The organism is Blastomonas aquatica (genome assembly GCF_014639875.1).
Taxonomy (GTDB): Bacteria; Pseudomonadota; Alphaproteobacteria; order Sphingomonadales; family Sphingomonadaceae; genus Blastomonas; species Blastomonas aquatica.
In genome coordinates this window covers 481,540-507,229 of the sequence record NZ_BMGD01000003.1, presented here as the reverse complement: position 1 = coordinate 507,229, position 25,690 = coordinate 481,540, and the positions used below count along the sequence as shown (strand labels likewise).

General features: G+C 62.2%; 23 protein-coding genes. 17 read left to right on the top strand and 6 right to left on the bottom strand.

Annotated elements, in window-relative coordinates; all coding sequences use genetic code 11:
• Positions 1–80 precede the first annotated feature (80 nt).
• A complete protein-coding gene (dnaN, locus tag IEW00_RS10380) occupies positions 81–1,199 on the bottom strand; it encodes a DNA polymerase III subunit beta (RefSeq protein ID WP_188514308.1) in 1,119 nt (372 codons plus the stop codon).
• Positions 1,200–1,388: 189 nt separating this feature from the next.
• Here dnaN and IEW00_RS10375 point away from each other — a divergent pair, with 189 nt between their 5' ends.
• The 3 genes from IEW00_RS10375 to rlmN all read left to right on the top strand — a co-directional run bounded on the left by IEW00_RS10375 (position 1,389) and on the right by rlmN (position 3,840).
• Positions 1,389–2,048, top strand: coding sequence for a histidine phosphatase family protein (locus IEW00_RS10375; protein ID WP_188514307.1), 660 nt, complete (start codon positions 1,389–1,391; stop codon positions 2,046–2,048).
• Complete coding sequence (locus tag IEW00_RS10370) at positions 2,045–2,542, top strand: hypothetical protein (RefSeq protein WP_229736957.1); 498 nt, start codon at positions 2,045–2,047, stop codon at positions 2,540–2,542. Before IEW00_RS10375 ends, IEW00_RS10370 begins: the two co-directional genes overlap by 4 nt.
• 62 nt (positions 2,543–2,604) lie before the next feature.
• Positions 2,605–3,840 carry a dual-specificity RNA methyltransferase RlmN gene (gene rlmN / locus IEW00_RS10365; RefSeq protein WP_229736956.1) on the top strand — a complete coding sequence of 412 codons (1,236 nt, stop codon included), beginning with the start codon at positions 2,605–2,607 and terminating at the stop codon, positions 3,838–3,840.
• A gap of 170 nt (positions 3,841–4,010) precedes the next feature.
• Here the strand turns inward: rlmN and IEW00_RS10360 are convergent, their stop codons facing one another.
• The 3 genes from IEW00_RS10360 to IEW00_RS10350 form a co-directional block, all read right to left on the bottom strand.
• A complete protein-coding gene (locus IEW00_RS10360) occupies positions 4,011–5,783 on the bottom strand; it encodes a cation:proton antiporter domain-containing protein (protein WP_188514305.1) in 1,773 nt (590 codons plus the stop codon).
• Between the two features lie 81 nt (positions 5,784–5,864).
• Positions 5,865–7,493 carry a carbon-nitrogen hydrolase family protein gene (locus IEW00_RS10355; protein WP_188514304.1) on the bottom strand — a complete coding sequence of 543 codons (1,629 nt, stop codon included), beginning with the start codon at positions 7,491–7,493 and terminating at the stop codon, positions 5,865–5,867.
• A gap of 7 nt (positions 7,494–7,500) precedes the next feature.
• Complete coding sequence (locus tag IEW00_RS10350) at positions 7,501–8,721, bottom strand: NADP-dependent isocitrate dehydrogenase (protein WP_188514303.1); 1,221 nt, start codon at positions 8,719–8,721, stop codon at positions 7,501–7,503.
• A 201-nt stretch (positions 8,722–8,922) separates the two neighbouring features.
• Here IEW00_RS10350 and IEW00_RS10345 point away from each other — a divergent pair, with 201 nt between their 5' ends.
• Together IEW00_RS10345 and IEW00_RS10340 are read left to right on the top strand one after the other, a co-directional pair.
• Positions 8,923–9,657 carry a phosphatidylserine decarboxylase gene (locus tag IEW00_RS10345; RefSeq protein ID WP_188514302.1) on the top strand — a complete coding sequence of 245 codons (735 nt, stop codon included), beginning with the start codon at positions 8,923–8,925 and terminating at the stop codon, positions 9,655–9,657.
• A 163-nt stretch (positions 9,658–9,820) separates the two neighbouring features.
• A complete protein-coding gene (locus IEW00_RS10340) occupies positions 9,821–10,540 on the top strand; it encodes a CDP-alcohol phosphatidyltransferase family protein (RefSeq protein ID WP_229736998.1) in 720 nt (239 codons plus the stop codon).
• Here the strand turns inward: IEW00_RS10340 and IEW00_RS10335 are convergent.
• Complete coding sequence (locus IEW00_RS10335) at positions 10,509–10,790, bottom strand: hypothetical protein (protein WP_188514300.1); 282 nt, start codon at positions 10,788–10,790, stop codon at positions 10,509–10,511. The two genes, IEW00_RS10340 and IEW00_RS10335, sit on opposite strands and share 32 nt — an antisense overlap.
• A gap of 346 nt (positions 10,791–11,136) precedes the next feature.
• Here IEW00_RS10335 and rpsB point away from each other — a divergent pair, with 346 nt between their 5' ends.
• From rpsB to rpmE, 12 genes are all read left to right on the top strand, one after another.
• A complete protein-coding gene (gene rpsB, locus IEW00_RS10330) occupies positions 11,137–11,988 on the top strand; it encodes a 30S ribosomal protein S2 (RefSeq protein WP_188514299.1) in 852 nt (283 codons plus the stop codon).
• Positions 11,989–12,126: 138 nt separating this feature from the next.
• Complete coding sequence (gene tsf / locus IEW00_RS10325; RefSeq protein WP_188514298.1) at positions 12,127–13,050, top strand: translation elongation factor Ts; 924 nt, start codon at positions 12,127–12,129, stop codon at positions 13,048–13,050.
• A gap of 205 nt (positions 13,051–13,255) precedes the next feature.
• Complete coding sequence (pyrH, locus tag IEW00_RS10320) at positions 13,256–13,978, top strand: UMP kinase (RefSeq protein ID WP_188514297.1); 723 nt, start codon at positions 13,256–13,258, stop codon at positions 13,976–13,978.
• Positions 13,979–13,982: 4 nt separating this feature from the next.
• Positions 13,983–14,540 (top strand): ribosome recycling factor, encoded by a 558-nt coding sequence (gene frr / locus IEW00_RS10315; protein WP_188514296.1) that lies wholly within the window; start codon positions 13,983–13,985, stop codon positions 14,538–14,540.
• 104 nt (positions 14,541–14,644) lie between these two features.
• A complete protein-coding gene (gene uppS / locus IEW00_RS10310; RefSeq protein ID WP_229736997.1) occupies positions 14,645–15,313 on the top strand; it encodes a polyprenyl diphosphate synthase in 669 nt (222 codons plus the stop codon).
• On the top strand, positions 15,300–16,106 hold the full coding sequence (locus IEW00_RS10305; RefSeq protein WP_188514294.1) for a phosphatidate cytidylyltransferase: 807 nt from the start codon (positions 15,300–15,302) through the stop codon (positions 16,104–16,106). The genes uppS and IEW00_RS10305 overlap by 14 nt, the downstream gene beginning before the upstream one ends.
• Positions 16,107–16,113: 7 nt before the next feature.
• A complete protein-coding gene (gene dxr / locus IEW00_RS10300) occupies positions 16,114–17,331 on the top strand; it encodes a 1-deoxy-D-xylulose-5-phosphate reductoisomerase (protein ID WP_229736955.1) in 1,218 nt (405 codons plus the stop codon).
• Complete coding sequence (rseP, locus tag IEW00_RS10295; protein ID WP_188514293.1) at positions 17,328–18,440, top strand: RIP metalloprotease RseP; 1,113 nt, start codon at positions 17,328–17,330, stop codon at positions 18,438–18,440. Before dxr ends, rseP begins: the two co-directional genes overlap by 4 nt.
• A 118-nt stretch (positions 18,441–18,558) precedes the next feature.
• A complete protein-coding gene (bamA, locus tag IEW00_RS10290; protein WP_188514292.1) occupies positions 18,559–21,243 on the top strand; it encodes an outer membrane protein assembly factor BamA in 2,685 nt (894 codons plus the stop codon).
• Entirely contained in the window at positions 21,243–21,935 is a 693-nt protein-coding gene (locus IEW00_RS10285) for an OmpH/Skp family outer membrane protein (RefSeq protein ID WP_188514291.1), read from the top strand. Before bamA ends, IEW00_RS10285 begins: the two co-directional genes overlap by 1 nt.
• Positions 21,936–21,952: 17 nt before the next feature.
• Positions 21,953–22,411 carry a 3-hydroxyacyl-ACP dehydratase FabZ gene (gene fabZ / locus IEW00_RS10280; RefSeq protein ID WP_188514290.1) on the top strand — a complete coding sequence of 153 codons (459 nt, stop codon included), beginning with the start codon at positions 21,953–21,955 and terminating at the stop codon, positions 22,409–22,411.
• 112 nt (positions 22,412–22,523) lie between these two features.
• Positions 22,524–22,754, top strand: coding sequence for a 50S ribosomal protein L31 (rpmE, locus tag IEW00_RS10275; RefSeq protein ID WP_054134584.1), 231 nt, complete (start codon positions 22,524–22,526; stop codon positions 22,752–22,754).
• A gap of 117 nt (positions 22,755–22,871) precedes the next feature.
• Here the strand turns inward: rpmE and alaS are convergent, their stop codons facing one another.
• The gene (gene alaS / locus IEW00_RS10270) at positions 22,872–25,535 is read right to left on the bottom strand and encodes an alanine--tRNA ligase (RefSeq protein ID WP_188514289.1); all 2,664 of its coding nucleotides are present in this window, start codon (positions 25,533–25,535) and stop codon (positions 22,872–22,874) included.
• Between the last annotated feature and the right edge of the window lie 155 nt (positions 25,536–25,690).

Here is a 25,690-nt window from a genome sequence, read left to right as displayed (position 1 = left end):
TCCGATCGAACCGATAGACCAGCAAGAGTGCAAGCACGATGACGGCAATCAGGACAAAGGCCCCGACGCCGGGCATCGGTTCAGACGCGCATCGGCATCAGGACGTACAGCGCGCTGGCCTTGTCGTTCTCGCGGATCAGCGTCGGGGCGCTGGAGTCGGCTAGGTGCAGTTCGATCACATCGCCATCGAGCTCACCCAGGATGTCGAGCAGATAGCGCGCGTTGAAGCCGATCTCGAAGCCGTCGCTCGAATACTCGCCTTCGACCTCTTCGGCGGCAGTGCCATTTTCGGGGCTGGTCACCGACAGGGTGATCTTGTTGTTTTCCAGTGCCATCTTGACCGCGCGGGTCTTTTCGGTGGCGATTGTGGCCACGCGATCGACACCCTGCGCGAAGGCCTTGGGGTCTATCTTGAGGAGCTTGTCGTTCGCGGTCGGGATGACTCGGCTGTAATCGGGAAACGTCCCGTCGATTAGCTTCGAGGTCAGGATCGCGCTACCCAAGGTGAAGCGGATCTTGCTGGCGGACAGGTCGATCTGCACCTTGGCATCGCCGCGCTCGTCGAGCAGCTTGCGCAGTTCGCCGATACATTTGCGCGGGACGATCACGTCGGGCATGCCCTCGGCGCCATCGGGCCGGTCGAGCGTGACCCGCGCCAGCCGGTGTCCGTCGGTCGCCGCTGCCTTGAGCACAGGGCGGTCATCGTCCGCCACATGCAGGAAGATGCCGTTAAGGTAATAACGCGTCTCTTCGGTCGAGATCGCAAACCGCGTCTTGTCGATGATCTGCACGAGTTCGGCGGCAGCCAGTTCGAAACTGGTCGGCAACTCGCCCTCGGCAATCACCGGGAAGTCATCGCGGGGCAGCGTGGGCAAAGTAAAGCGGCTGCGCCCGGCGCGGACTAGCATCTTGCCGTCCGCGGCATCGAGCATCACTTGGCTGCCGTCGGGAAGCTTGCGCGCAATTTCGAACAGGGTGTGCGCAGACACCGTGATCGATCCGGGGGTTTCGACCGAATAGGCGCTCATCGTCTCGACGATCTGCAGGTCGAGGTCGGTCGCCATGAAGCGCAGCGCGCCGTCGGCCGATGCCTCGATCAGCACGTTGGACAGGATGGGGATAGTGTTGCGCCGTTCCACCACCGACTGAACATGGCTGAGGCTCTTGAGGAGCGTCGCGCGTTCGATTGTCGCTTTCATGAAAATCCCCCGAGACCAGACGGCCTCAAATCCAAAAGACATGTTCTGCCATACTGGCAGAATCCGGACCAACTTCATTAACAATATTGGCTTTTCCCGCAAGCCGATACCCGCGCAAATCCGTTTAAACTGTGGAAAATGGGACGCCGGGCTTGCACGATGCGACGCTATTGCCGAAACGGGACCAATATGACGCAAATTGTCCGTTTTTCCTGCCCTCCGGTTCCCGGCCGCCTGTTCATCGCACGGCATGGGGAAACCGTGTTCAACGCGGCCAAAAGACTGCAGGGTGACCATCTGCACACCCCGCTCACCCGCGCAGGGTTCGCGCAGTCCGATGCGATGGGTACAGCGCTGGCACAGGTGCTTGGCCCCCGGCCTTCGCTGACACTGTGGGCGTCGGACAGTGGCCGCGCATTGCAGACCCTCGCGGTGATCACCGAGCATCTCGCGCTCGACTGGCACGATGCGACTGCCGACCGGCGATTGCTCGAGATCGGCATGGGCAGCTGGGGCGGGCGTTACTATGCCGATGTCATCGCCGAGGTCGGCCCCGTGATCGAAGCGCCCGAAATGCTGCTCAAATGCGCGCCTGATGGCGAGACCTATCCGCAGATCGCCGACCGCGTGATCGATTGGCTCGCCGAGCATGCCGATACGCCCGGCGACCGGCTGGTCATCATGCACGGCATTTCCAGCCGGGTGCTGCGCGGGGTGCTGCTTGGCCTGCCGCCGCATCCGGTGTTCGGCGCGCCGGTGGCCCCCGGGCTGCCGCAAGGGTCGGTGGTGATGATCGCCGGTGGGCGGGAAGTGATCGTCGTCACAGGAACCGGTGGAGGCCATGCGTGAAATGCTGGCTGGCAGCGCTTGCCGTGCCTGCTGCACTGTTTGCCGCTACTCCTTTGCAAGCGCGAGACAGCCTCGGCGTCTTCGATGGCTGGGGGGCGTTCCGCGACCCGCAGCTGCCGCGGTGCTATGCCATCGCCCAGCCCTATAGCGTGCGCGGCAGGCGCGAGTACCGGCCCTTCGCCAGCATCGGCTATTGGCCCAGGCGCGGCGTACGCGGCCAGTTCCATCTGCGCCTGAGCCGCGCCGCGGCAAACGATGAAACGGTGACACTGGCGATCGGTGTCCGGCGGTTTACGCTCTCCGGTGGCGGCGGTGATGCCTGGGCGCGCGACAAGGCCATGGACGCCGCCATCATCGCCGCCATGCGCTCCGCGCGCGAAATGACCGCCATGGGCACCGGAACGGATGGCAAACCAATTCGCGATGTCTATCCGCTCAAGGGTGCCGCAACAGCGCTCGATGCTGCCGCTTTGGGATGTGCAGCCAGACGGTAGCTTTTGGCTGCCCAAACGCCTATGTGGCGCGCATGACAACCGAGACCTCAACTGAGACTTCAATGGATATGGCAATCCCCGGCCACATCGACCCTGTTCCCGTTCCGCGCCGGATCACGCCGCGCGAGGACGGCCGTTCCGATCTGATGGGGCTGATGCGCCAGGACATCGGCGCGCTGCTCGTGTCTGCCGGGCTCGACGCCAAGCAGGCGAAGCTGCGCTCAAAGCAGCTGTTCCACTGGATCTATCATCGCGGCGTCACCGATTTCGACAGTATGACCGACATCGCCAAGCAGATGCGACCCTGGCTCGAAGAACGCTTCGTGATCGGCAGGCCCCAGATTGTCGAGGCGCAGGTCTCATCCGACGGCACCCGCAAATGGCTGCTGCGCACCGATGACGCGCAGGAATACGAGATGGTCTTCATCCCCGATGCCGACCGGGGCACGTTGTGCATCTCCAGCCAGGTCGGCTGCACGCTCAACTGCCGCTTCTGCTACACCGGCACGATGCGGCTGGTGCGCAACCTGACCCCCGGCGAGATCGTCGGCCAGGTGATGCTCGCACGCGACGCGCTGGGCGAATGGCCGAAAGGCGCGATGGACCAGCTCGACGATGAGGAAGACGCGGCATCGTACACCGCTGATGGCCGTTTGCTGACCAACATCGTGATGATGGGCATGGGCGAGCCGCTCTATAACTTCGACAATGTCCGCGATGCGCTCAAGGTGGTGATGGACGGCGATGGCCTGGCGCTCTCCAAGCGGCGGATTACGCTGTCGACCAGCGGCGTCGTCCCGTTGATGGCGCGCTGCGGCGAAGAAATCGGCGTGAACCTCGCGGTCTCTCTGCACGCGGTGACCAAGGAAGTGCGCGACGAAATCGTGCCGATCAACCGCAAGTACGGGCTCGAGGAGCTGTTGCAGGCCTGCGCCGATTATCCCGGCGCCAGCAACGCGCGGCGGATCACCTTCGAATATGTGATGCTCAAGGACAAGAACGACAGCGACGACGATGCGCGCGAGCTGGTGCGGCTGATCAAGGGCTATGGCCTGCCCGCCAAGGTGAACCTTATCCCGTTCAACCCGTGGCCCGGCGCGATCTATGAATGTTCGGACCCCGAACAGATCAAGCGCTTTTCGAACATCGTGTTCGAAGGTGGCATCAGCGCGCCGGTGCGCACCCCGCGCGGCCGCGACATCATGGCGGCATGCGGCCAGCTCAAATCAGCCTCCGAGAAGAAGACCCGCGCCGAGCTGGACCGGCTGGCGGAGGAAAAGCAGGCGGCTTTGGGGTGACCGCGCCTCTCCCCTACCGCTTGCGGGAGGGGTGGCTACAGGCCAAGGGTGGCCCTCCTAGTTTGATCGTTCTCCGGCGAAAGCCGGAGTCCAGGAGCGATACTGCACTCACGTCGCTCTGGATTCCGGCTTTCGCCGGAAAACGGGTGTTTTTCTGGCAAACCCGAAGCCTACCCCGCAGCAACCTCGCCCGACCGAAGCGCAGGCTTTTCGGCCAGCTCGCCTTCCTCCATGATCCGCTTGCGCATTTCGTCGCGCTTTCCATGGATCGAGGCGATGACATGCCCCATCGCGATACCCAGGTCGACCAAGAGCGCCTCGGACAGCTGCAGCGAGCTTTCGAGCGCTTCGGGCACCGCCAGCGTCGCTCCGGCGCGGTAGAGTTCGGCGGCATGGGCGGTGTCACGCGCACGCGCAATGATCGTGAGGTCCGGCACCCAGCCGTGGACGCGGCGGACGATCTGCACCGCCAGCACCGGATCGTCCATCGTCAGGATCAATGCGCGGGCGTGGCCCAGCCGCAACCGGTCGAGCAATTCAGGCCGCGCGACATCGCCGAAGACAATGGGCACACCGGCACGCCGCGCCCCCATCACCACATCAACGTTCGATTCCACCGCGACAAACGGCTGTTCGTGTGCCTTGAGCATATCGGCGATGATCTCTCCGACCCGACCATAGCCGAAGATCACGGTGCGATCGTTGGCGATGTCCGACTGGTCGATCGGCGCGGCATCGCTGGCCCGCATCTCGATATGCCGCGCCATCGTATGGCCCAATTTGGCGAGCAAAGGCGTAATGGTCAGGCCGATTGCGGTGACAATCTGCCAGAATTGCGCGGTCGATGCCTGGATCAATTGCGCCTGCACTGCGGCGGCGAGCACGATCAAGGTGGTTTCCGATGGGCTGGCCATCAGAACGCCGGCCTCTGCAGCCGTGCCGCGCCGTGCACCAGCAACGCGCAACAGCAATCCGATCACCACCGCCTTGATCAACAGCACGCCGACCACGGCAATCGCCAGCTCCTGCCAATAGGCCGCGATGACCCGAAGGTCGATCGACATGCCCACCGTGATCAGGAACACCCCGAGCGCAAGGCCCTTGAACGGCTCGATCAGAATCTCGACCTCGCCGCGATATTCGGTTTCGGCGATGATCAATCCGGCGAGCAGCGCCCCCACGATCGGCGACAGCCCGACCGAGGCGGTGGCAAGGCTGGCGGTGATCACGACCAGCAGGCTGGCGGCCAGGAACAATTCGGGGCTCTTGGTGCGAGCCGCCTGCGCAAACATGCGGGGCAAGACCAGGCGGCCCAGTACCAGCATAGCCGCCACCGTGGCAACGCCAAGCAGCAGCGTCATCCCCAGATTGGCTCCCGTGGCGGCGCCTGCCATCGGTGCCAGCGCGCCGAGCAGGAAGATGATCGGGACGATCGCAACATCCTCGAACAGAAGCATGGCCAGCGCCGCGCGTCCTACCGGTGACGTCGTTCCCGACATCGGCAGCACCAGTGCGGTCGATGATAGCGCCAGCGCCAGGCCCAGCCCGATCGCGCCGCTGGAGTTCTGCCCCGCCATGTTGAGCGCGGCGCCGATGATCAGCGCCGAGAGCAGCAGCTCGGCCGCGCCGACCCCGAACACCAGCTTGCGCAGACTCCACAATCGCTTGAACGACAGTTCGAGCCCGATGGTGAACAAGAGCAGGATGATGCCGAACTCGGCATAAGGCTCGATCGCATCGGAATCGGTGATCGTGATGTGATACAGCCAGGGATATTCATCCACCAGCGAGCCCAGCCCCGATGGCCCGACCAGAATGCCGATCAGCAGGAAGCCGATGATAGGCGTGATCCGGAACCGCGCGAACGCCGGGATAATGATCCCGGCGGCACCCAGAATGACCAGAGCGTCGCTGAATACCGGATTATCGAGCGGATTGTGCATGCCTGAGGTAATGACCGATGGAGCTGCGCCTGTCAGCCATTAATCGCGCATCGGCAACGCTTTGTCTGCTGCCGTTGCCGATCAGCCGCCGCCGCCCCCCTGCGGTCCGGCCGGTGCCGCCTGCCGGGCACGCTCGCGCTTGGCGGAGCTGCCCCGTCCCACCCCGCTGTCCCATTCGATATGATAGAGGTCATAGCGCCGATCGCCGAGGTTGCGCACGGTGCCCTCGCTCCGCGCCCAGCTCAGATCGTCGAGATTGACGTCGCTGATCGTGAGCGTCTCGACGTTTTCGCTGGCTTCGGCTGCGATGCCATCGCGTGCAAACGGAAGGTCGCACGGCGTCAGGATACAGCTTTGCGAATACTGGATATCCATATTCTCGACGTCAGGCAGATTGCCGACATTGCCCGACATCACGACATAGCACTGGTTCTCGATCGCACGCGCCTGGCAGCAATAGCGCACGCGCATATAGGCCTCGCGGCTGTCGGTGCAGAACGGCACGAAAATGATCCGCGCGCCTTCATCCGCCAGACGCCGCGCCAGCTCGGGAAACTCGCTGTCGTAGCAGATCAGCACGCCGATCGGACCGCAATCGGTTTGGATCGCATCAATGCTGTCGCCGCCCTTGATCTTCCACCAGTACCGCTCGTTGGGCGTCGGGTGGATCTTTTCCTGCGCGTGAATCGATCCATCGCGCAGCGCGACCAACGCGATGTTCTGGATATCGCCATCGTCGGCGCGCGTGGGATGCGATCCGCCGATAATGTTGATGTTGTATTCCATCGCCATCCGGGTCAGCTCGTCGCGGATCCGCGGGGTAAACTCGCTCAGCGCCTCGATCGCCTCTTGCGGCCCCATCTTCTTCTTGGCGAAGGAGAGCAGCGACATCGTGAACATCTCGGGGAACAGCACGAAATCGGCTTTGTAGTCGGCAGCGACATCGACGAAATATTCGACGTTGCGGACGAACTCTTCGAAATTCGCGACCGCACGCGCCTGGAACTGCACCGTGGCGAGGCGAACGCTTTCGACGCCGCGCGGAACGCGGTGCGTCGGTGGCTCGTCGGGGTTCACATACGGGTTGCGCCACACCATCTGCACCGCATGGCCGCGCGACTGCTTGTCCTCGGGCAGATAACGCGTGAGGATGCCGACAGGCGCGAAACCGTTGGCGATCTGGAACCCGATCACCGGATCGCGCAATTTGCCGTCGATCACCTTGGTGAGATAATCCTCCGGGCCTTCAACCTTTTTGGCGCGCTTGGCCTTGTCATACCCAGGAATACGACCGGCAAACACGATGCCGTTGAGATCGAGCAGTTCGGCGAGCGCCCGCCGCGCTTCGTAAAGCCGTTTTCCGATGCGCACGCCGCGCTGCGCCGGGTCGACGCACATTTCATAGCCGTACAGCCACTCGCCGGTGGGAACATGGCGGGTACCAAAGCCGTTGCCGCTGATCTCTTCCCAGTCGTGCTGGGTGAACGCCATCGCCTCTGTCACCCGCGACGAGGCGCAATAGCCGACGATCTCACCATCGAGGATGGCGACAAACTGGCCTTGGGGGAAGTTGTTGATCTGCCCGCGCAGCTCGCCAAACTTGTACGGCGGCAGGCTCGGATAAGCGCGCTCGACGAGCTGCGATATTCCTGGAATATCGCCTCGCCGGGCCTGCCGTACCTCGAGCCGTGCCTTGCTGCCCTGTCCCATCAGCGGGTCACGCCCAGCTACCCATTTCCTTTTCGAGGTTCTGCCGGATGGCTTCGAAGAACTGCTCGGTGGTCATCCAGGCCTGATCGGGGCCGATCAGGATCGCCAGATCCTTGGTCATCGCACCGCTTTCCACGGTCTCGATGCAGACGCGCTCGAGCGTTTCGGCAAAGCGGATCACTTCAGGTGTTTCATCGAAGCGACCGCGATAGATCAGGCCGCGGGTCCACGCGAAGATCGATGCGATCGGGTTGGTCGAGGTCGCCTTGCCCTGTTCGTGCATGCGGAAGTGGCGCGTGACCGTGCCGTGCGCCGCTTCGGCCTCGACGGTCTTGCCATCGGGGGTCATCAGCACCGAGGTCATCAGACCAAGCGAGCCAAAGCCCTGCGCGACGGTGTCCGACTGGACGTCGCCGTCATAGTTCTTGCACGCCCAGACGAACTTGCCCGACCATTTCAACGCCGATGCGACCATGTCATCGATCAAACGATGCTGATAAGTGATGCCGGCGGCGTCGAACTTATCCTTGAATTCAGCCTGGAAGACCTCTTCGAAGATGTCCTTGAAGCGGCCGTCATAGGCCTTGAGGATGGTGTTCTTGGTCGACAGGTACGTCGGCCATCCGCGATCGAGGCCATAGTTCATCGAGGCGCGGGCAAAGTCGGCGATCGAATCGTCGAGATTGTACATCGCCATCGCGACGCCCGAGGACGGGAACTGGAACACTTCTTCGTCGATCCGGGTGCCATCTTCACCTTCGAACACCAGCCGCAGCTTGCCGGGGCCGGGTACGCGGAAATCGGTAGCCTTGTACTGGTCACCGAAAGCATGACGGCCGACCACGATCGGGTCGGTCCAGCCGGGAACCAGACGCGGGACGTTCGAAATCACGATCGGCTCACGGAACACGACGCCGCCCAGGATGTTGCGGATGGTGCCGTTGGGCGACTTCCACATCTTCTTGAGATCGAACTCCTCGACGCGCTGTTCGTCGGGGGTGATCGTCGCGCACTTGACGCCGACACCATGCTCGCGGATCGCGTTCGATGCATCGACGGTGATCTTGTCGTTGGTCTCATCGCGCTTCTGGATCGACAGATCGTAGTATTTCAGATCGATATCGAGATAGGGCAGGATCAGACGCTCGCGGATCCACTCCCAGATGATCCGGGTCATTTCGTCGCCGTCGAGTTCGACAACGGGCTTGGCTACTTTTATCTTGGCCATGCGGGATTTGCGCCTTCTTGCTAGGGAGGAATCGTTAAGTTGCGTCGCTCTTAGCAAAGTCCGCCCATGTTTCAACCGTGTCGCTCAGGATGCGCCGATGAGCTGTTATGGCCCTGTTTATGCTGCACTGCAGCGACATTCGCGGCGGGCCGCAGGCTTTGGACGTTGTCACACCCGCCTGCAGCCCCTAAGAGACCGATTATGTCGCAAGAATTACTGGATAACCGGGGCAAGGGCCTGGCGAGCTGGAGCATGCCGCCGGTACACCCCGAAGGCCGCAAATTCGCCGTTATCGCCGCCGCCGTCACTCTCCTTTTCGCGTTGATGGCGTGGGAAACGCTTGCCTGGCCGATGGGCGGGGTCACGCTGTGGATCCTCGCTTTCTTTCGTGATCCAGCAAGGGTAACCCCGCTGGACGAGAGATTGCTGGTGGCACCGGCGGATGGCCTGGTCACACTGATCCAGTTGGCACCCCCACCTGCCGAACTGGCTGGAATGGACGGCCTTGGCTACGAGCCTTTGTACCGTGTCTCGATATTCATGAGCGTGTTCGACGTTCACATCAACCGCGCACCGATCGGTGGAACGATCCGCCGGATCGTCTACATCTCCGGCAAATTCCTGAACGCCGATCTCGACAAGGCGAGCGAAGAGAACGAACGCCAGCACATCATGGTCGAACGCAGCGATGGAGCCCGGGTCGGCATGACGCAGATCGCAGGCTTGGTTGCGCGGCGCATCGTGCCGTTCATCAAGGAAGGTGATTTTGTCGCTGTCGGCCAGCGGGTTGGGCTGATCCGCTTCGGCAGCCGCGTCGATGTCTATCTGCCCCACGGCACGGCGCCCGCGGTGGTCAAGGGCCAACGGGTCGTCGCTGGCGAAACCATCATCGCGGTTCTAGGCGAAGAGCCGATCCGCGAGGGCATTTCGCACTGATGCGCCGCGCCCCTGCCCTCTTAACCCTCCGCCTTCAGGCGCAACCCCGGGATAGCATACCATGACCGACCCTGATCCGCTGGAACGGCGCGGACGGCGCGGCCCGATCCGTTATTTGGCCGGGAAGCGTCTGCGCCTGCGCGAGGGACTGACTTTGCGCGCGATGGTCCCCAACGCCATCACCGCCACCGCTTTGTGCTGCGGCCTCACCGGGATCCGGTTTGCACTCGAAGGACAGTGGCCCTTGGCTGCAACTGCCATTGTCGTTGCCGGCGTATTGGATGGCATCGATGGCCGCGTCGCCCGGCTGCTCAAGGCACAAAGCCGCTTTGGCGCTGAACTGGACTCGCTGGCGGATTCGATCGCGTTTGGCGTTTCGCCGGCACTGGTGCTGTTTCTTTGGTCACTCAACGAGCTCCCCCGGTTCGGCTGGCTCATCGCGCTGTCGCTTGCCGTCTGCTGCGCGCTGCGCCTGGCACGGTTCAATGCGCAGATCGATCTCGAAGATCAGCCGCATAAATCCGCAGGCTATATGACCGGTGTACCCGCACCTGCAGGCGCTGGCCTTGCGATGCTGCCACTTTATCTCTGGATGGAAACCGGTATCGAGGAATTGCGCCACTATACGGTCATCGGTCCCTGGGTGCTGCTGATCGCCTTCCTGATGATATCGAACGTCGCGACATTCAGCTGGTCGTCGTTGAGGCTTCGCAAGAACATCAGGCTCGAAGCACTGGCTCTGTTCGCATTGATCGCAGCGTCATTGTTGACGATGCCATGGATCACGTTGAGCGCGATCAGCATCGTTTATCTCGGGCTGATCCCCTTAGGCATCCGTTCGTACGCCAAAATTAAGCGGCAGCGCGCCAGTCAGCAGGGGTGATCTGCCCCGACGGGGCGGCGCGCACAGGCAACACCACGATATTGCGCGGCATGTAATTCGGCGCTGGTGCAGGTGTGAACCGCACGACAGGATGCATGCGTCCGGTAACGATCCGATCATCCCCAAGTGCACGATACTGTGCAAACAGCGCGTCGATCCGCTCGGCCGATCCGGCAAACGATTTGCTGATCGTCAGCACGGCAAATACGGTGGCACCAGCGAAAAACAGGGCGGTGATGATGGCAAGCATGGCAACTTTTCCTCGGCGTCTTCCGCTAAAGCGCGTGCATTGCGGAACATTGTGGATAACGTTGTGGACAAATTCAGGTTCCATCCGGGCCGCCTGGCCTGCTCGTTAACCGTCTTTGTTTGCACTTTGTTCCATTCCTGTTCCGAATCGTCAAGCAGGAAAATCGCCTCGCGCGCCATAAAATGCTGGATTTTGCACACCACCCCGCTTAAAGGCGCGCTCGTCTGCGGTGCATTGCCGCATTCAATCCACATGGAAAACACACATACCGGTGCCTGCCTGGCTCTTTGAGAGCCAAACCACAGGTTCCCGTTTTCCAGAGGCACAACCGGAAAGGAATAAGCTTATGGCGGCACCTGTCGTCTCGATGCAGCAATTGATCGAAGCTGGCGCGCACTTTGGCCACCAGACCCACCGTTGGAACCCGCGCATGAAGCCGTATATCTTCGGCGCGCGCAACGGCATCCACATCCTCGACCTGTCGCAGACCGTGCCGCTGTTCGCGCGCGCTCTCGAGTTCGTCTCGGCCACCGTCCAGGCTGGCGGCAAGGTTCTGTTCGTCGGCACAAAGCGCCAGGCGCAGTCGCCGATCGCCGATGCAGCCCGCGCCAGCGGCCAGCATTTCGTCAACCACCGCTGGCTGGGCGGCATGCTCACCAACTGGAAGACCATCTCGGGTTCGATCAAGCGTCTCAAGACGCTTGAAGAGCAGCTCGCCGGTGACACCTCGGGCTTCACCAAGAAGGAAGTGCTTCAGCTGACCCGCGAACGCGACAAGCTGGAACTTTCGCTCGGTGGCATCCGCGACATGGGCGGCATCCCCGACGTGATGTTCGTGATCGACGCCAACAAGGAAGATCTCGCCATCAAGGAAGCCAACGTGCTTGGCATTCCGGTGATCGCGATCCTCGATTCGAACGTCGATCCGCAGGGCATCGCCTTCCCGGTTCCCGCCAATGATGATGCGGCGCGCGCAGTGCGTCTGTACTGCGATGCCATCGCCGCTGCTGCCACCAAGGGCCGCACCGGCGCGGTCGTGGACTCGGGCCGTGACGTCGGTGCGATGTCCGAACCCCCGGCAGAAGCTGCACTTGAAGAAGCGCCGGCCGAGCCTGAAGTTTCGGCTGCTGACTTTGCCGCTGAAGCTGGCGCCGATGCGACCCCGGAAGCCACTGGTGAAGCAGCGCCTGCTGCTTGATCGGGCTGCCTGATGCGTCTGGGCGAGTGATCGCTCGTCCGGCCGCTTCGCAAAACTGACACATGCAGGGGCTACGGGCCGGGCACTGGCCCGCACCTGTGGCCCCTGCAGTTACATTTCAAGACAAGGAACATGAACATGGCCGTTATCACCGCTGCTAATGTTAAGGAACTGCGCGAGCGCACCGGCGCCGGCATGATGGACGCCAAGAAGGCGCTGACCGAAGCCGATGGCGATATCGAAGCCGCTGTCGATGCGCTGCGCGCCAAGGGCCTCGCCACCGCTCAAAAGAAGTCGAGCCGCACCGCCGCTGAAGGTCTCGTCGGCATCGAAGTCCAGGGCCTCAAGGGCATCGCCGTCGAAGTGAACAGCGAAACCGATTTCGTCGCAAAGAACGAACAGTTCCAGGATTTTGTCCGCAAGGTAACTTCGGTCGCGATGACCACCGGTGATGATGTCGAAGCGCTCAAGGCCGCTCCCTATCCCGATGGCGAAACCGTCGGCGAAAAGCTGACCAACTCGATCGCCACCATCGGTGAGAACCAGTCGATCCGTCGCATCAAGACCGTCTCGGTCAGCGAAGGTGCTGTTGTTTCCTACATGCACAATGCCGTCGCGCCGAACCTCGGCAAGATCGGCGTGCTGGTCGCGCTCGAAGGCGATGTGTCGGCAGACATCCTGGAGCCCCTGGGCAAGCAGATCGGCATGCACATTGCCGCTGCCTTCCCGCTGGCGCTGAACGCCGACGGCCTGGATGCCGAAATGATCGTGCGCGAACGCAAGATCGCCGAGGAAAAGGCAGCCGAAAGCGGCAAGCCCGCCGAAGTGCAGGCCAAGATGGTCGATGGCGCGATCGCCAAGTTCGCAAAGGAAAACGCGCTGCTCAGCCAGCTGTTCGTGATCGACAACAAGACCGCGATCGCAGACGTGGTGGCCAAGGCCGCCAAGGATGCCGGCGGCAAGATCACCCTCAAGGACTATGTCCGCTTCCAGCTCGGCGAAGGCATCGAGAAGGAAGAAACCGACTTTGCAGCAGAAGTTGCAGCGGCGGCAGGTCTGTAAGACCTTCCCCACGGTATCAAAGAGCGGCGGGTGGTCATTTACGGCGGCCCGCCGTTTTTGCGTCCGGCGCTTGCCTCTGGGGCAGGCAAGGGATTGAAACAGTTGCGCCAACGTGGAACATGCTTGGCAGCTACGAATGCACTGACTATGGTGCGCGACGCCTGGCAGCCTGGCTGCCCGATCAGCCTTCATCACCGGAAAAATCATGACCATCGCCTCCTATCGCCGCATCCTCTTGAAGTTGTCGGGGGAAGCCTTGATGGGTGATGGCCAGTACGGCATCGATCCGGCGACCGTGACCCGCATGGCAGGCGAGGTGAAGGCGGCGCAGGACACCGGGCTTGAAATCTGCCTGGTGATCGGCGGCGGCAACATCTTCCGCGGCATGGCAGGCGCCGCGCAGGGGATGGACCGGGCGCAGGCAGACTATATGGGCATGCTTGCCACCGTGATGAACGCGCTGGCGATGCAGAGCGCGCTGGAGCAGCTTGGCGTTCCCACCCGCGTCCAATCCGCGATCGAGATGGACAAGGTGTGTGAGCCGGTGATCCGCAGGAGGGCGCAGCGGCACCTGGAAAAGGGCCGCGTGGTCATCTTCGCTGCAGGTGTGGGCGCGCCTTATTTTACCACCGATTCCGGCGCAGCGCTGCGTGCTGCCGAAATGAAGTGCGATGCGCTGCTCAAGGGCACCAGCGTTGATGGCGTCTACAACGCCGATCCCAAGCTGGACCCCAACGCCGTGCGTTATGATACATTGAGTTATGACCGGGTGTTGCAAGACAATCTGAAGGTCATGGACGCCAGCGCCGTGGCGCTGTGCCGCGACAATTCCATCCCCATCGTCGTGTTTTCGATCCGCGAACAGGGCAATCTTGCCCGTGTGCTGAGCGGTCAGGGCACGGCCACCACCGTACATCAGAAGGACTGAACCTGTGGCACAGTTTGACAAGAAAGACCTTGAGCGCCGGATGAACGGCGCTGTCGAATCGCTCAAGGGCGATCTTTCCGGCCTTCGGACCGGCCGCGCCAACGTGGCGCTGCTCGATCCGGTGACCGTCGAGGTTTATGGCTCGCATATGCCGCTGACCCAGATCGCGACCGTCTCTGCGCCAGAGCCTCGGATGCTGTCAGTGCAGGTGTGGGACAAGACGAACGTCGGTCCGGCCGACAAGGCAATCCGCTCGGCGGGACTTGGCCTCAACCCGATCATGGACGGCCAGACGCTGCGCCTGCCGATCCCCGATCTGACCGAAGAGCGCCGCAAGGAACTCGCCAAGCTGGCTGGGCAGTATGCAGAAAAAGCCCGCATCGCGATCCGCAACGTCCGCCGCGACGGGATGGATTCGCTCAAGACCGACGAGAAGAAGGGCGCGATCAGTGAGGACGAGCGCAAGCGTCTCGAGACCGAAGTGCAGAAGCTGACCGACGATATTATTGCCCAGGCCGACGCGGCCGCTACGCACAAGGAAAAGGAAATCCTGGGTCAGTGATCTTTCGCTCCGGCCCCAAGCTATCCAAAACCGCGCAGGAGGCTGCGGCCCATCTGCATGCCGGTGGCGCGCTCGACCATGGCGTACGCCATGCCGCGATCATCATGGATGGCAATGGCCGCTGGGCAAGCAAGCGCGGCGTTCCGCGGTTCATCGGGCACAAACAGGGCGTCGAGGCAGTGCGGGCGACGGTGCGCGCCGCGCGCGACCTGGGGCTCGAAGCATTGACCCTGTATGCGTTTTCCTCCGAAAACTGGAAGCGACCCGAGGATGAGGTCGCCGATCTCATGGGGTTGTTGCGGCATTTCATTCGCGCCGATGTCGATGAATTCATTGCCAACGATGTCCGGCTCAAGATCATCGGCAACTACAAGGCGCTCGCGCCCGATCTGGTCGAGATGATCGACGATGTCGTGAATCGCACCGCGCACAACAGCGGCACCACGCTGGCGATCGCGCTCAATTATGGTGCGCAGGATGAACTGCTGCGTGCGGTGCAGACGCTGGCGCGTTCGGCTGCCACGGGTGAGATCGATCCTGCGGAAATCCAGATCACGCATATCGATGCAGCGCTTGATACCGCGGACATGCCGCCCCTGGATTTGCTGATCCGCACATCGGGCGAGCAGCGCTTGAGCAACTTCCTGCTTTGGCAGGCAGCATATTCTGAACTTTATTTCACCGACATATTGTGGCCTGACTTCGATGGGGCAGCGCTGAAGGCTGCGCTGGAAGCATTTTCCTCACGCGAGAGGCGTTTTGGTGGCCGCTGAACCCGTCCGGCGCTCGCTCTTCGGCAATGATCTGGCGGTACGCACGGCGTCGGGGATTGTGCTTGTCGCAATCGCCGCGGTGGCGCTCTGGCTCGGCGGTGTTGCCTTTTGGCTCCTGCTGATGGCAGGCGCGTTGACGATGCAGCACGAATGGGCCACGTTGGTCGGGCGGCTCGACCGCAGACGGCTGTCGATGCTGGCGCTGATGGCTTCGCTGTCGATGCTGTCGCCGTTCGCCGATGGTCCCGGGTTCCTGTCGTTCGGCTTCATCATCGGCGGCGCCTTCTTCATCGCGACGATCGATCGCAGCTTTCGGCTCGCCTGGGGTGTGTTCTATTGCGCGCTTCCCGTCATGGCGCTGCTGTATCTGCGCCAGCAGGACAACGGCCTGATGCTGGCCTTCTGGACGATGGCGACGGTTTGGGCGACCGATGTCGGCGCGTATTTTGCCGGGCGCGGCATTGGCGGCCCCAAGATCGCGCCATCGATCAGCCCCAGCAAGACTTGGGCCGGGCTTGCCGGCGGCATGATCGCTGCATTCGGCTTTGCGCTGTTCATGCGCACACAATTCGACCTGCCTTATGTGCTGGTGCTGGCCAGTGCGCCCTTGGCAATCATCGCGCAAATCGGCGATTTTCTCGAAAGCTGGATGAAGCGGCAGGCAGGCGTCAAAGATTCGGGCACGCTAATCCCCGGCCATGGCGGCATACTGGACCGGGTTGACGGCCTGGTGCCGGTCGCTCCGGTCGTCGCACTGCTGGTTGCAGCCAACGCATTTTGGGCGCTAGGGTAGCCCTCTTATGTCGCGACCCAACATGCTCTCATCCGGCCGCACCGTGCCGCCCCCTTCCCCGCCCCCGCGCAGCATCAGCATCTTCGGCGCCACCGGATCGGTCGGCACCTCGACGCTCGATCTCGTCCGGCTCAATCCTTCCGCCTATCGCGTGGTCGCGCTGACCGCGCACAGCGATGCTTCGGGGCTTGCAAAACTCGCGCGTGAGTTCTCCGCCGAAGTCGCGGTAATCAGCGATGCAGCACAGCATGATGCACTCGCCGACGCGCTGCAGGGTACCAACACCCAGGCCTGGTCCGGTGCGCAGGCGCTCCTCGATGCGGCAGACATCGACGCGGACTGGACGATGGCCGCGATCGTCGGCTGCGCTGGCCTTGCGCCGATTATGCGCAGCCTGCTGCGCGGACGAAGCGTTGCGCTCGCAAACAAGGAGGCTCTGGTTTCTGCAGGCGCCCTGATGATCGAGGCAGCGCGCTCCAGCGGCGCCACCCTGCTCCCGGTTGATTCGGAACATAACGCGATTTTCCAGTGCCTTGCCGGCGGTAACATTGACGAGGTCGAAAGCATTACGCTGACCGCGAGCGGTGGCCCTTTCCGCACCTGGACGACCGAGCAGATGCGGGCGGCCCGCCCCGACCAGGCCGTCGCGCACCCCAACTGGTCGATGGGCGCGAAAATTTCGGTCGATAGCGCGACGATGTTCAACAAGGGGCTCGAGCTGATCGAGGCGCACCATCTGTTTCCGGTCGGGCTCGATGCCATCCGTATCCTGGTCCACCCCCAGTCGGTGATCCATTCGATGGTCGAGTATCGCGACCGCTCGACGCTCGCGCAGCTGGGTGCGCCCGACATGAAGATCCCGATTGCCAGCGCGCTAGCCTGGCCGCAGCGGATTGCAACGCAATGTACCCCGCTCGATCTGGCGACCATCGGCCAGCTGACGTTCGAGCCGCTCGATACCGAACGCTTCCCCGGCCCCGGCATCTGCCGCGCAGCGATTGCGGCAGGCGGCAGCGCTCCTGCGATCCTCAATGCGGCAAACGAGATCGCGGTTGCCGCGTTCCTGGAGGGTCGTATCGGGTTTCTCGATATTGCCGCAATTGTATCCGACGTTCTGGCAGGCTATATCCCGTCTGCGCCGCAATCCCTGCAGGATGTGCTGGCAATTGACCGTGAAGCGCGCGCGATGGCTGCAGTCGCGATATCGACCAAGGACCGAAATTGAGCGAAAATCCAGGATTTCTGCTGACCGTACTCGCCTTTCTGCTGGTATTGGGTCCCCTCGTCTTCGTTCATGAGATGGGCCATTATCTGGTCGGGCGCTGGTTCGGAGTGAAGGCGGAATCGTTCTCGATCGGTTTTGGCCGAGAAATCGCCGGATGGACCGACAAGCGCGGAACGCGCTGGAAGCTGGGCATGCTGCCGCTGGGCGGCTATGTTCAGTTCGCTGGCGACATGGATCCGGCCAGTCGCGCCGACCCGGAATGGCAATCGCTCCCCGCCGATGAGCGCAACCGCACCTTCCAGTCGAAGTCGCTGCTTCAGCGCGCGCTGATCGTGTTTGCAGGCCCTGCCATCAACTTCCTGTTCGCCATTCTGATCCTCGCCGGGTTCGCCTTCGCCTATGGCAAGAGCGTGACGCCGACGGTGATCGCAGATCTGGTCCCCTCCTCTGCCGCTGCCGAGGCGGGTCTGTTGCCCGGGGACAAGATCACCTCGATCGATGGCGAGGCGGTCGAATGGTTCGACGAGGTCGGTCGCAAGATTGCCCACCGTCCCGGCGAGCGCATCACGGTCCGCGCGGACCGTGATGGCACCTCGCGCGAGTTTAGCTTCGATATCGGCGTCGAAGTCCAGAAAGACCGCTTCGGCAACGAATACCGCATCGGGCGGCTGGGCATCATGTCGGCCAAGCCGATCATCCGCGATGTTTCGCTGATCGAGGCACCGGTCGTGGCAGTCCAGCGCACCGGGGAAATCGTGAAATTGATGGTCGCGACGCTGGGCCAGGTGATCACCGGGCGCCGGTCGGTGTCCGAGCTTGGAGGGCCGCTCAAGATCGCGCAGGTCTCGGGTGAACAGCTGGCCGCGGGACCAGACGACTTCATCTTCTTCATCGCGCTGATCTCAATTAACTTAGGGTTCATCAACCTGCTGCCAATCCCGATGCTCGATGGCGGACATTTGCTTTTCTATGCGATCGAGGGAATTCGGCGCAAGCCGGTCAATCCCAAGGTCATGGAATGGGCATTTCGATCAGGGCTGGCGGCAGTGCTGGCTTTGATGGTGTTCGTGACCGTTAACGATCTGGCGTCGTTCGGCCTGCTGGGCTGAAAGACTGGTTGATTGATTGCGGCGGATGATGCAGGGGTTTGCGCACCGGGGCGGGTTATTGGACGGCATCTACAGGGACCGTCTGATGTGTTTTGTGGCTTAGGGTGGGTCTTTTTCCGTGAAATCTGAACAGAAAATCGCCATTGGCGTGCGAGCCCTCGGCCTGTTGCTGGGCTCAACCATTTTGGCCGGGACCACGTCTGCCGCATTCGCGCAGACTGCAGGGCCGGTCGCACCGCCGGCATCGGTACCCGCAGCGGCCCCTGCCCCCGTAGTGCCGCAGGGCCAGCAGATTCGCTCGATCACCGTCAACGGATCTCAGCGGATCGAGTCCGATACGGTTCGTTCCTACATTCAGTTGCGCGTGGGCGATGTTTATACCCAGGTAGCAGCCGATCAGGCCTTGCGCGATCTGTTCGAGACCGAACTGTTCGCCGACGTGTCGATCCGCAACAACGACGGCGCAGTGGTCATCGACGTCAAGGAAAACCCGGTGATCAACCGTGTCATCCTTGAAGGCAACAAGCGGATCAAGGACGACAAGATCCTTCCCGAAATCCGGCTTTCGCCCCGCCAGATCTTCACCCGCACCAAGGTCCGCGCCGATGTCGCGCGAATCATCGAGCTTTATAAACGCCAGGGCCGTTTTGCCGCCACCGTCGAGCCCAAGATGGTCCAGCAGGACCAGAACCGCGTCGATGTGGTGTTCGAAATCACCGAAGGACCCAAATCTAAGGTTCGCCAGATCAACATCTTGGGCAACGAGAAGTTTTCTGACGGCGAGCTGCGCGGTGAGATGGTCACCAAGCAATCACGTTTCTACCGGTTCTTCAGCTCGGGCGATGCCTATGACCCCGACAAGATGGCGTTCGACCAGCAGAAGCTGCGCCAGTTCTATCTGACCCAGGGCTATGCCGACTTCCGCGTCATTTCCGCGGTTGCCGAACTGACCCCCGACAAGCGTGACTTCATCATCACCTATGTGGTCGAAGAGGGCGAGCGCTACAAGTTCGGCGAGGTTCTGGTCGAGAGCCAGATCCGCGATTTCTCCGAAGAGGGGCTCAAGGCCCAGCTTCCGATGAAGTCGGGCGACTGGTACAACGCCAAGCAGGTCGAAGACACCGTCGAGCAGTTGAGCGAAACTGCCGGCCTGTTCGGATATGCTTTTGCCGATGTGCGTCCCAATTTCAATCGCGACCGCGAAACGCTCACCATGGACATCACGTTCGAGTTGGCAGAGGCCGCGCGCGTGTATGTCGAGCGGATCGACATCAACGGCAACACACTGACCCAAGACAAGATTGTCCGGCGCGAATTCCGCCTGAACGAAGGCGATGCGTTCAACAGCTTCCTGGTCAAGCGCTCGGAAAACCGCATCAATTCGCTGGGATATTTCCAGGAGAAGTTCGCGATCGAGCAAAGGCAGGGCAGCGCCCCTGACCGCATCATTCTTGAAGCCAATGTCGAAGAAAAGGCTACGGGCGAGCTTCAGCTGTCCGCCGGTTTCTCGTCGATCGAAAACTTCATTCTGCAAGCATCGATCCGTCAGCGGAACTTCCGCGGCAAGGGCCAGACGATCGGCGCCAGCGTCAACTATTCGCGCTTCTCGCAGGGGATCAACCTCAGCTTCACCGAGCCTTACGTATTCGACAAGAACCTGTCGTTCGGCGCGGATATCTTCCGGCGCGATCTCAACAGCTTCAACTTCGTGAACAACTCGCGCAACACCACATTCGAGCAGCTGACCACCGGCGCCTCCTTGCGGTTGGGCGTACCGCTGACCGAATATGTCTCGGCACTGCTGCGCTATTCGCTGACCGTCGATGACGTTACGCTGGACCGTGGTCAGTTTTTCTCTGACCTTAACGGCGACGGGGTGCTCGAATGCGACCCCGTGCGCGCCGGCTTCTTCCTCTGCGACAACCTGGGGCAGCGGACGACGTCGATGCTCGGTTATTCGCTGATCTATGACGACCGCGACAACCGCGTGCGGCCGACCCGCGGACAGAACGTAACACTGTCGCAGGATTTTGCCGGTCTCGGCGGTTCGGTCAGCTATCTACGTACCCGTTTGAATGCCTCGAAGCACTGGCGTCTGGGCCGCAGCGACTTCATCTTTACCGTGGCGGCCGAGGGTGGTCACATCATCGCGTTCGAAAACCGTGGTTCGCCCGCACAAGGTATCGATGATATCCGGCTGACCGACCGTTTCTTCCTCGGCCAGCCGCAAATCCGCGGTTTCGATATTCGCGGCGTCGGCCCGCGCGTCATCCGCAACTTCTTCGGCCCGGAACTCGTCGACGGGGTGCCCGTCAACGTCTTGCAACCGCGCAACAGAAACCAGCAAGACGACGCGCTGGGCGGTCGGTCCTATTACCTGGCACGCGCCGAACTCGACATTCCGCTGGGCAGCGGTGCGCGTGAGCTTGGATTGCGGCCATCGGTGTTCGTCGATGCAGGCGCGGTGTTCGGCGTCGTGCAGCCGATCCTGCAGACCGTGCAGAACCGCGATCTGACCACCAATGCGCTGCAATTTCTGACCACCACAGTCAATGAACAAGGTCAGACGGTCATCACGACCACCACCGATGCAGTGGACGCGAACGGCAATCCCAACACGCCCAGCCTTTTCTTCACCGAACAGTTCTTTGGCGATTCGCCCAAGCCGCGAGTTTCGGTGGGCTTTGGCGTTAACTGGAACTCGCCGTTTGGACCGTTCCGTATCGATATTGCCCGTGCCCTGCTCAAAGAGCCGGGCGACGACACCCGCCTCTTCACATTCAACGTAGGGACCCAGTTCTGATGAAAACTCTTTTGAAATGCACCGCCGCTGCCCTGATGGCTTTCGGCACCGTCGCCTCGGGCGTCATCGCTCCTGCCATGGCGCAGACCGTTCAGGGTATCGGCATCGCCGACCAGCGTCGCGCGGTTGTTGAATCGGCGGCGTTCGTCAGTGCGAACGCTGCGCGTCCTACCACCTACAAAGCGCAGTATGACGCCGCGCAGGCAAAGTCGAACCAGCTTCGCCAGCAGCTCGAGCCGCTGGTGACCAAGTTCAACGCCGACGTTCAGGCACCCAACGCCAACGCCAATCAGGCCGCGTTGCAGCAGCAGCTGGGCCAGATCCAGCAGCTGCGCGAGCAGGGTTCGCAGGAAGTTCAGGAAATCCTTCAGCCGGTCGCGCTGTCGGAAGCCTACGTCCTCGAGCAAATCAGCGAAAAGTTCGACGCAGCGGTTCGCTCGGCGATGACCAAGCGCAAGATCAGTGTCGTTTTTGAAGTCGGTTCGACGCTGGCACACAACGATGCCTATGACATGACCAAGGACATCACCGCAGAGCTGAACGCAGCCATCCCGAGCGCGCAGCTCGTGCCTCCGCAGGGCTGGCTGCCCCGTCAGCAGCGCGAACAGCAGGCGCGTGCCGCCGCAGCCAACGGTGCAGCTCCCGCCGCAGCACCGGCAGCTCCTGCCGCTCAGCAGCCTGAAGGCCGGTAATCCCGGAGGATCACAGCATGACGGACGAACAGCACCCTTATGACATCCTGAAGGTGCTGGCGGCGCTTCCGCACCGCTACCCGATGTTGCTGGTTGATCGCGTGGCACGGCTGGACAAGGACCAGTCGATCCACGCGATCAAGGCCGTCAGCATGAACGAGCCGTTCTTCCAGGGGCATTTCCCGGGACGCCCGATCATGCCCGGTGTGTTGATCATCGAGGCGCTGGCGCAGGCGGCGGGCATTCTCGCGGTCGAATCGATGGGTCTGGCAGGTTCGGGCAAGCTCGTCTATTTCATGGCGATCGACGGCGCGAAGTTCCGTGCGCCGGTTGAGCCGGGTGTCCTGCTCGATCTGCATGCCGAGTTCGAGCAGAAGCGCGCCAAGGTGTGCAAGTTCAAGGCGCGGGCTGAAATGAACGGCATATTGGCTTGCGAGGTCGGCTTCACCGCAATGATCGCCGATCCGCCGGCCTGATCGCCGGGCAAGCCAAACCCCTTGCTTTCAGGCGCGCATCCCGTTATGCGCGCCGCTTCCCATTCATCCTGCAGGCTGGTCGGAACCAGCCGTTTGACGAGGACAGTTACACATGAAGACCGATATCCATCCCGACTATCACATGATCAACGTCAAGATGACTGACGGCACCGTCTACCAGACCCGCTCGACCTGGGGCAAGGAAGGCGACACGCTGCAGCTGGATATCGATCCGACCTCGCACCCGGCATGGACCGGCGGCAACCAGCGCATGCTCGATGCAGGCGGCCAGGTTGCACGCTTCAACAAGCGTTTCGGCGGACTGTCGCTCAAGAAGGGCTGATCGGTTCGATCGGCTTAGGCTTACAAAAAGGGCTGCGAACCAATGGGTTCGCAGCCCTTTTTTGTGCCTCAAAGCGTACCGGCCCCCTGCGCAGGAGGGGACCGGTTCTGCCGTTAATTAGGCCGCAGGCGCGCTTACCGATGCGATGACACGGCGCGCAGCATCGAGCGCCGCTTCGGCCTTCGATCCATTGGGACCACCGCCCTGCGCCATATCGGGGCGGCCACCGCCGCCCTTGCCGCCCAGCGCTTCGACACCGGCGCGCACCAGATCGACCGCGCTGAACCGTGCAGTCAGGTCGTCAGTCACGGCCGCTGCAAACGCCGCGCGGCCATCGTTGACCGCGACCATCACCGCGATACCCGACCCCAGTGAGGCCTTCGCCTGATCGAGCAGCCCGCGCAGTTCTTTGGGATCGAGCCCTTCGATCACCTGCGCGATGAAACTCACCCCGCCGACATCCTCCACCGACGGTCCGGCCTTGCCCGATCCACCGCCCAGCGCGAGGGCCTTGCGGGCTTCGGCAAGCTCGCGCTCAAGCGTACGGCGTTCATCGATCAGCGCAGCAATCCGCGCTTCGACCTCGTCAGGTGCAGTTTTCACCAGCGATGCAATAGCCTTGAGCCGGTCATCGCGGGAAACGAGCCACTGGCGGGCACCTTCTCCCGTCAACGCCTCGATCCTGCGAACGCCGCTCGATACCGCGCTTTCCGAGACGATCCGCAGGATGCCGATATCGCCCAAGGCACGGACATGGGTGCCGCCGCACAGCTCGACCGAATAATGCTTGTCGGTCGCCCGTCCCATCGAAAGGACGCGGACCTCGTCGCCGTATTTCTCCCCGAACAGCGCCAGGGCGCCCGCCTTGACGGCATCGTCGGGGGTCATCAGCCGCGTGGTCACCGTCTCGTTGGCGCGAATTTCGGCGTTCACTTCGGCTTCGACCGCGGCGATCTCGGCATCGGTCAGCGCCTTGGTGTGCGAAAAGTCGAACCGCAGCCGATCGGGTGAGACCATCGATCCCTTTTGCGTGACATGGCCGCCCAGGTGATTGCGCAGCGCGGCGTGCAGCAGGTGGGTTGCGCTATGGTTGGCGCGCAACGCATCGCGGCGTTCGACATCGACCGCGAGGTGCACGGTATCGCCCACCGCAAGGCTGCCGCACTCGATCCGCGCCTGATGCGCGTGCAGACGGCCCAGCGGCTTGGAGGTGTCGTCGACGACGGCCTTGAAGCCCGACAGCGCGGTGATCACGCCTGCATCGCCCATCTGGCCACCGCTTTCGCCATAGAATGGCGTCTGGTTGACCAGAATGGTCACGGTGTCGCCTTCGCTCGCCGAAGCAATCTCGGCGCCGTCACGCAGCAGCGCGACGACCTGCGCTTCGCCCTCGTTTGACGTGTAACCGGTGAACTCGGTGCCGCCTTCGCGTTCGGCGATATCGTACCAGACATCCGCCGATGCCGCCTCGCCCGAACCCTTCCACGCGGCGCGCGCGGCGGCCTTTTGCGCGGCCATCGCGGTATCGAACCCGGCGCGATCGACGCCAAGGCCACGGCTGCGCAGCGCATCTTCGGTCAGGTCATAAGGGAAGCCGAACGTGTCGTAGAGCTTGAACGCGGTTTCGCCTGCGAGCACCGCGCCCTCGCCCAGATCGGAAGTGGCTTCGTCGAGCAGCTTCAAACCCTTGTCGAGCGTCTGGCGGAAGCGGGTTTCCTCTCGCTCGAGCGTTTCCTCGATCAGCGGCTGCGCGCGCACGAGCTCGGGAAACGCCTGGCCCATTTCGGTGACCAGGGTCGGCACCAGCCGGTGCATCAGCGGATCGGCCGCACCTAGGATATGCGCGTGACGCATTGCGCGGCGCATGATCCGGCGCAGCACATAGCCGCGGCCTTCGTTGGCTGGCAGCACGCCATCTGCGATCAGGAACGATGTTGCGCGCAGGTGATCGGCAATCACCCGGTGGCTGGCCTGGTTGGCGCCCGTGGTGTGCGTGCCGGTGGCCTGGCCAGACGCTGCGATCAGTGCCTTGAACAGATCGATGTCGTAGTTGTCGTGGACGCCCTGCATCACCGCTGCGAGCCGCTCGATGCCCATTCCGGTGTCGATCGACGGACGCGGCAAATCGATGCGGCTGCCATCGGCGTGCTGCTCATATTGCATGAACACCAGGTTCCAGATCTCGATGAACCGGTCGCCATCTTCATCGGGCGATCCTGGAGGACCGCCTGCGATGTGATCGCCATGATCGTAGAAGATTTCGCTGCACGGCCCGCACGGCCCGGTATCGCCCATCGACCAGAAATTGTCCGAGGTCGCGATGCGGATGATGCGGTCTTCAGGCAATCCCGCGATCTTGCGCCACAGGTCGAACGCCTCGTCATCGGTGTGATAGACGGTAACGGTGAGCTTGTCTGCGGCGAGGCCCCAGGTCTTGTTGACCAGGGTCCAGGCGTGATGGATCGCCTCTTCCTTGAAATAATCGCCGAACGAGAAGTTGCCCAGCATCTCAAAGAAGGTGTGGTGCCGTGCGGTGTAGCCGACATTGTCGAGATCGTTGTGCTTGCCGCCGGCACGCACGCACTTCTGTGACGAGGTCGCGCGCAGCGTATTGCGGGTCTCAAGACCGGTAAAGACGTTCTTGAACGGCACCATCCCGGCGTTGACGAACATCAACGTCGGATCGTTGTGCGGAACCAGGGGTGCCGAAGGCACGATATCGTGGCCATTGCCCCCGAAATATTCGAGGAATGAACGCCTTATGTCGTTTGTCGATGTCATGCCTGCGACATAAGACGAGTTGCAGCGAGATTGAAGCGTTATGTGCGCAAAAATGAAAGGGCAGCACGGCTGGTGTGCCGTGCTGCCCTTTCATCAATTGCGGATCATCGCCCAGCATCCGATCCCGGTTTCACCCATGACGCCTAACCGGGGTC

Bases quoted from the DNA above. Each gene is read 5' to 3' on its own strand.
- dnaN (WP_188514308.1), bottom strand. From the start codon at position 1,199: ATGAAAGCGACAATCGAACGCGCGACGCTCCTCAAGAGCCTCAGCCAT.
- IEW00_RS10375 (WP_188514307.1), top strand. From the start codon at position 1,389: ATGACGCAAATTGTCCGTTTTTCCTGCCCTCCGGTTCCCGGCCGCCTG.
- rlmN (WP_229736956.1), top strand. From the start codon at position 2,605: ATGGATATGGCAATCCCCGGCCACATCGACCCTGTTCCCGTTCCGCGC.
- IEW00_RS10360 (WP_188514305.1), bottom strand. From the start codon at position 5,783: ATGCACAATCCGCTCGATAATCCGGTATTCAGCGACGCTCTGGTCATT.
- IEW00_RS10355 (WP_188514304.1), bottom strand. From the start codon at position 7,493: ATGGGACAGGGCAGCAAGGCACGGCTCGAGGTACGGCAGGCCCGGCGA.
- IEW00_RS10350 (WP_188514303.1), bottom strand. From the start codon at position 8,721: ATGGCCAAGATAAAAGTAGCCAAGCCCGTTGTCGAACTCGACGGCGAC.
- IEW00_RS10345 (WP_188514302.1), top strand. From the start codon at position 8,923: ATGTCGCAAGAATTACTGGATAACCGGGGCAAGGGCCTGGCGAGCTGG.
- IEW00_RS10340 (WP_229736998.1), top strand. From the start codon at position 9,821: ATGGTCCCCAACGCCATCACCGCCACCGCTTTGTGCTGCGGCCTCACC.
- IEW00_RS10335 (WP_188514300.1), bottom strand. From the start codon at position 10,790: ATGCTTGCCATCATCACCGCCCTGTTTTTCGCTGGTGCCACCGTATTT.
- rpsB (WP_188514299.1), top strand. From the start codon at position 11,137: ATGGCGGCACCTGTCGTCTCGATGCAGCAATTGATCGAAGCTGGCGCG.
- tsf (WP_188514298.1), top strand. From the start codon at position 12,127: ATGGCCGTTATCACCGCTGCTAATGTTAAGGAACTGCGCGAGCGCACC.
- pyrH (WP_188514297.1), top strand. From the start codon at position 13,256: ATGACCATCGCCTCCTATCGCCGCATCCTCTTGAAGTTGTCGGGGGAA.
- uppS (WP_229736997.1), top strand. From the start codon at position 14,645: ATGGATGGCAATGGCCGCTGGGCAAGCAAGCGCGGCGTTCCGCGGTTC.
- dxr (WP_229736955.1), top strand. From the start codon at position 16,114: ATGTCGCGACCCAACATGCTCTCATCCGGCCGCACCGTGCCGCCCCCT.
- IEW00_RS10285 (WP_188514291.1), top strand. From the start codon at position 21,243: ATGAAAACTCTTTTGAAATGCACCGCCGCTGCCCTGATGGCTTTCGGC.
- fabZ (WP_188514290.1), top strand. From the start codon at position 21,953: ATGACGGACGAACAGCACCCTTATGACATCCTGAAGGTGCTGGCGGCG.
- rpmE (WP_054134584.1), top strand. From the start codon at position 22,524: ATGAAGACCGATATCCATCCCGACTATCACATGATCAACGTCAAGATG.
- alaS (WP_188514289.1), bottom strand. From the start codon at position 25,535: ATGACATCGACAAACGACATAAGGCGTTCATTCCTCGAATATTTCGGG.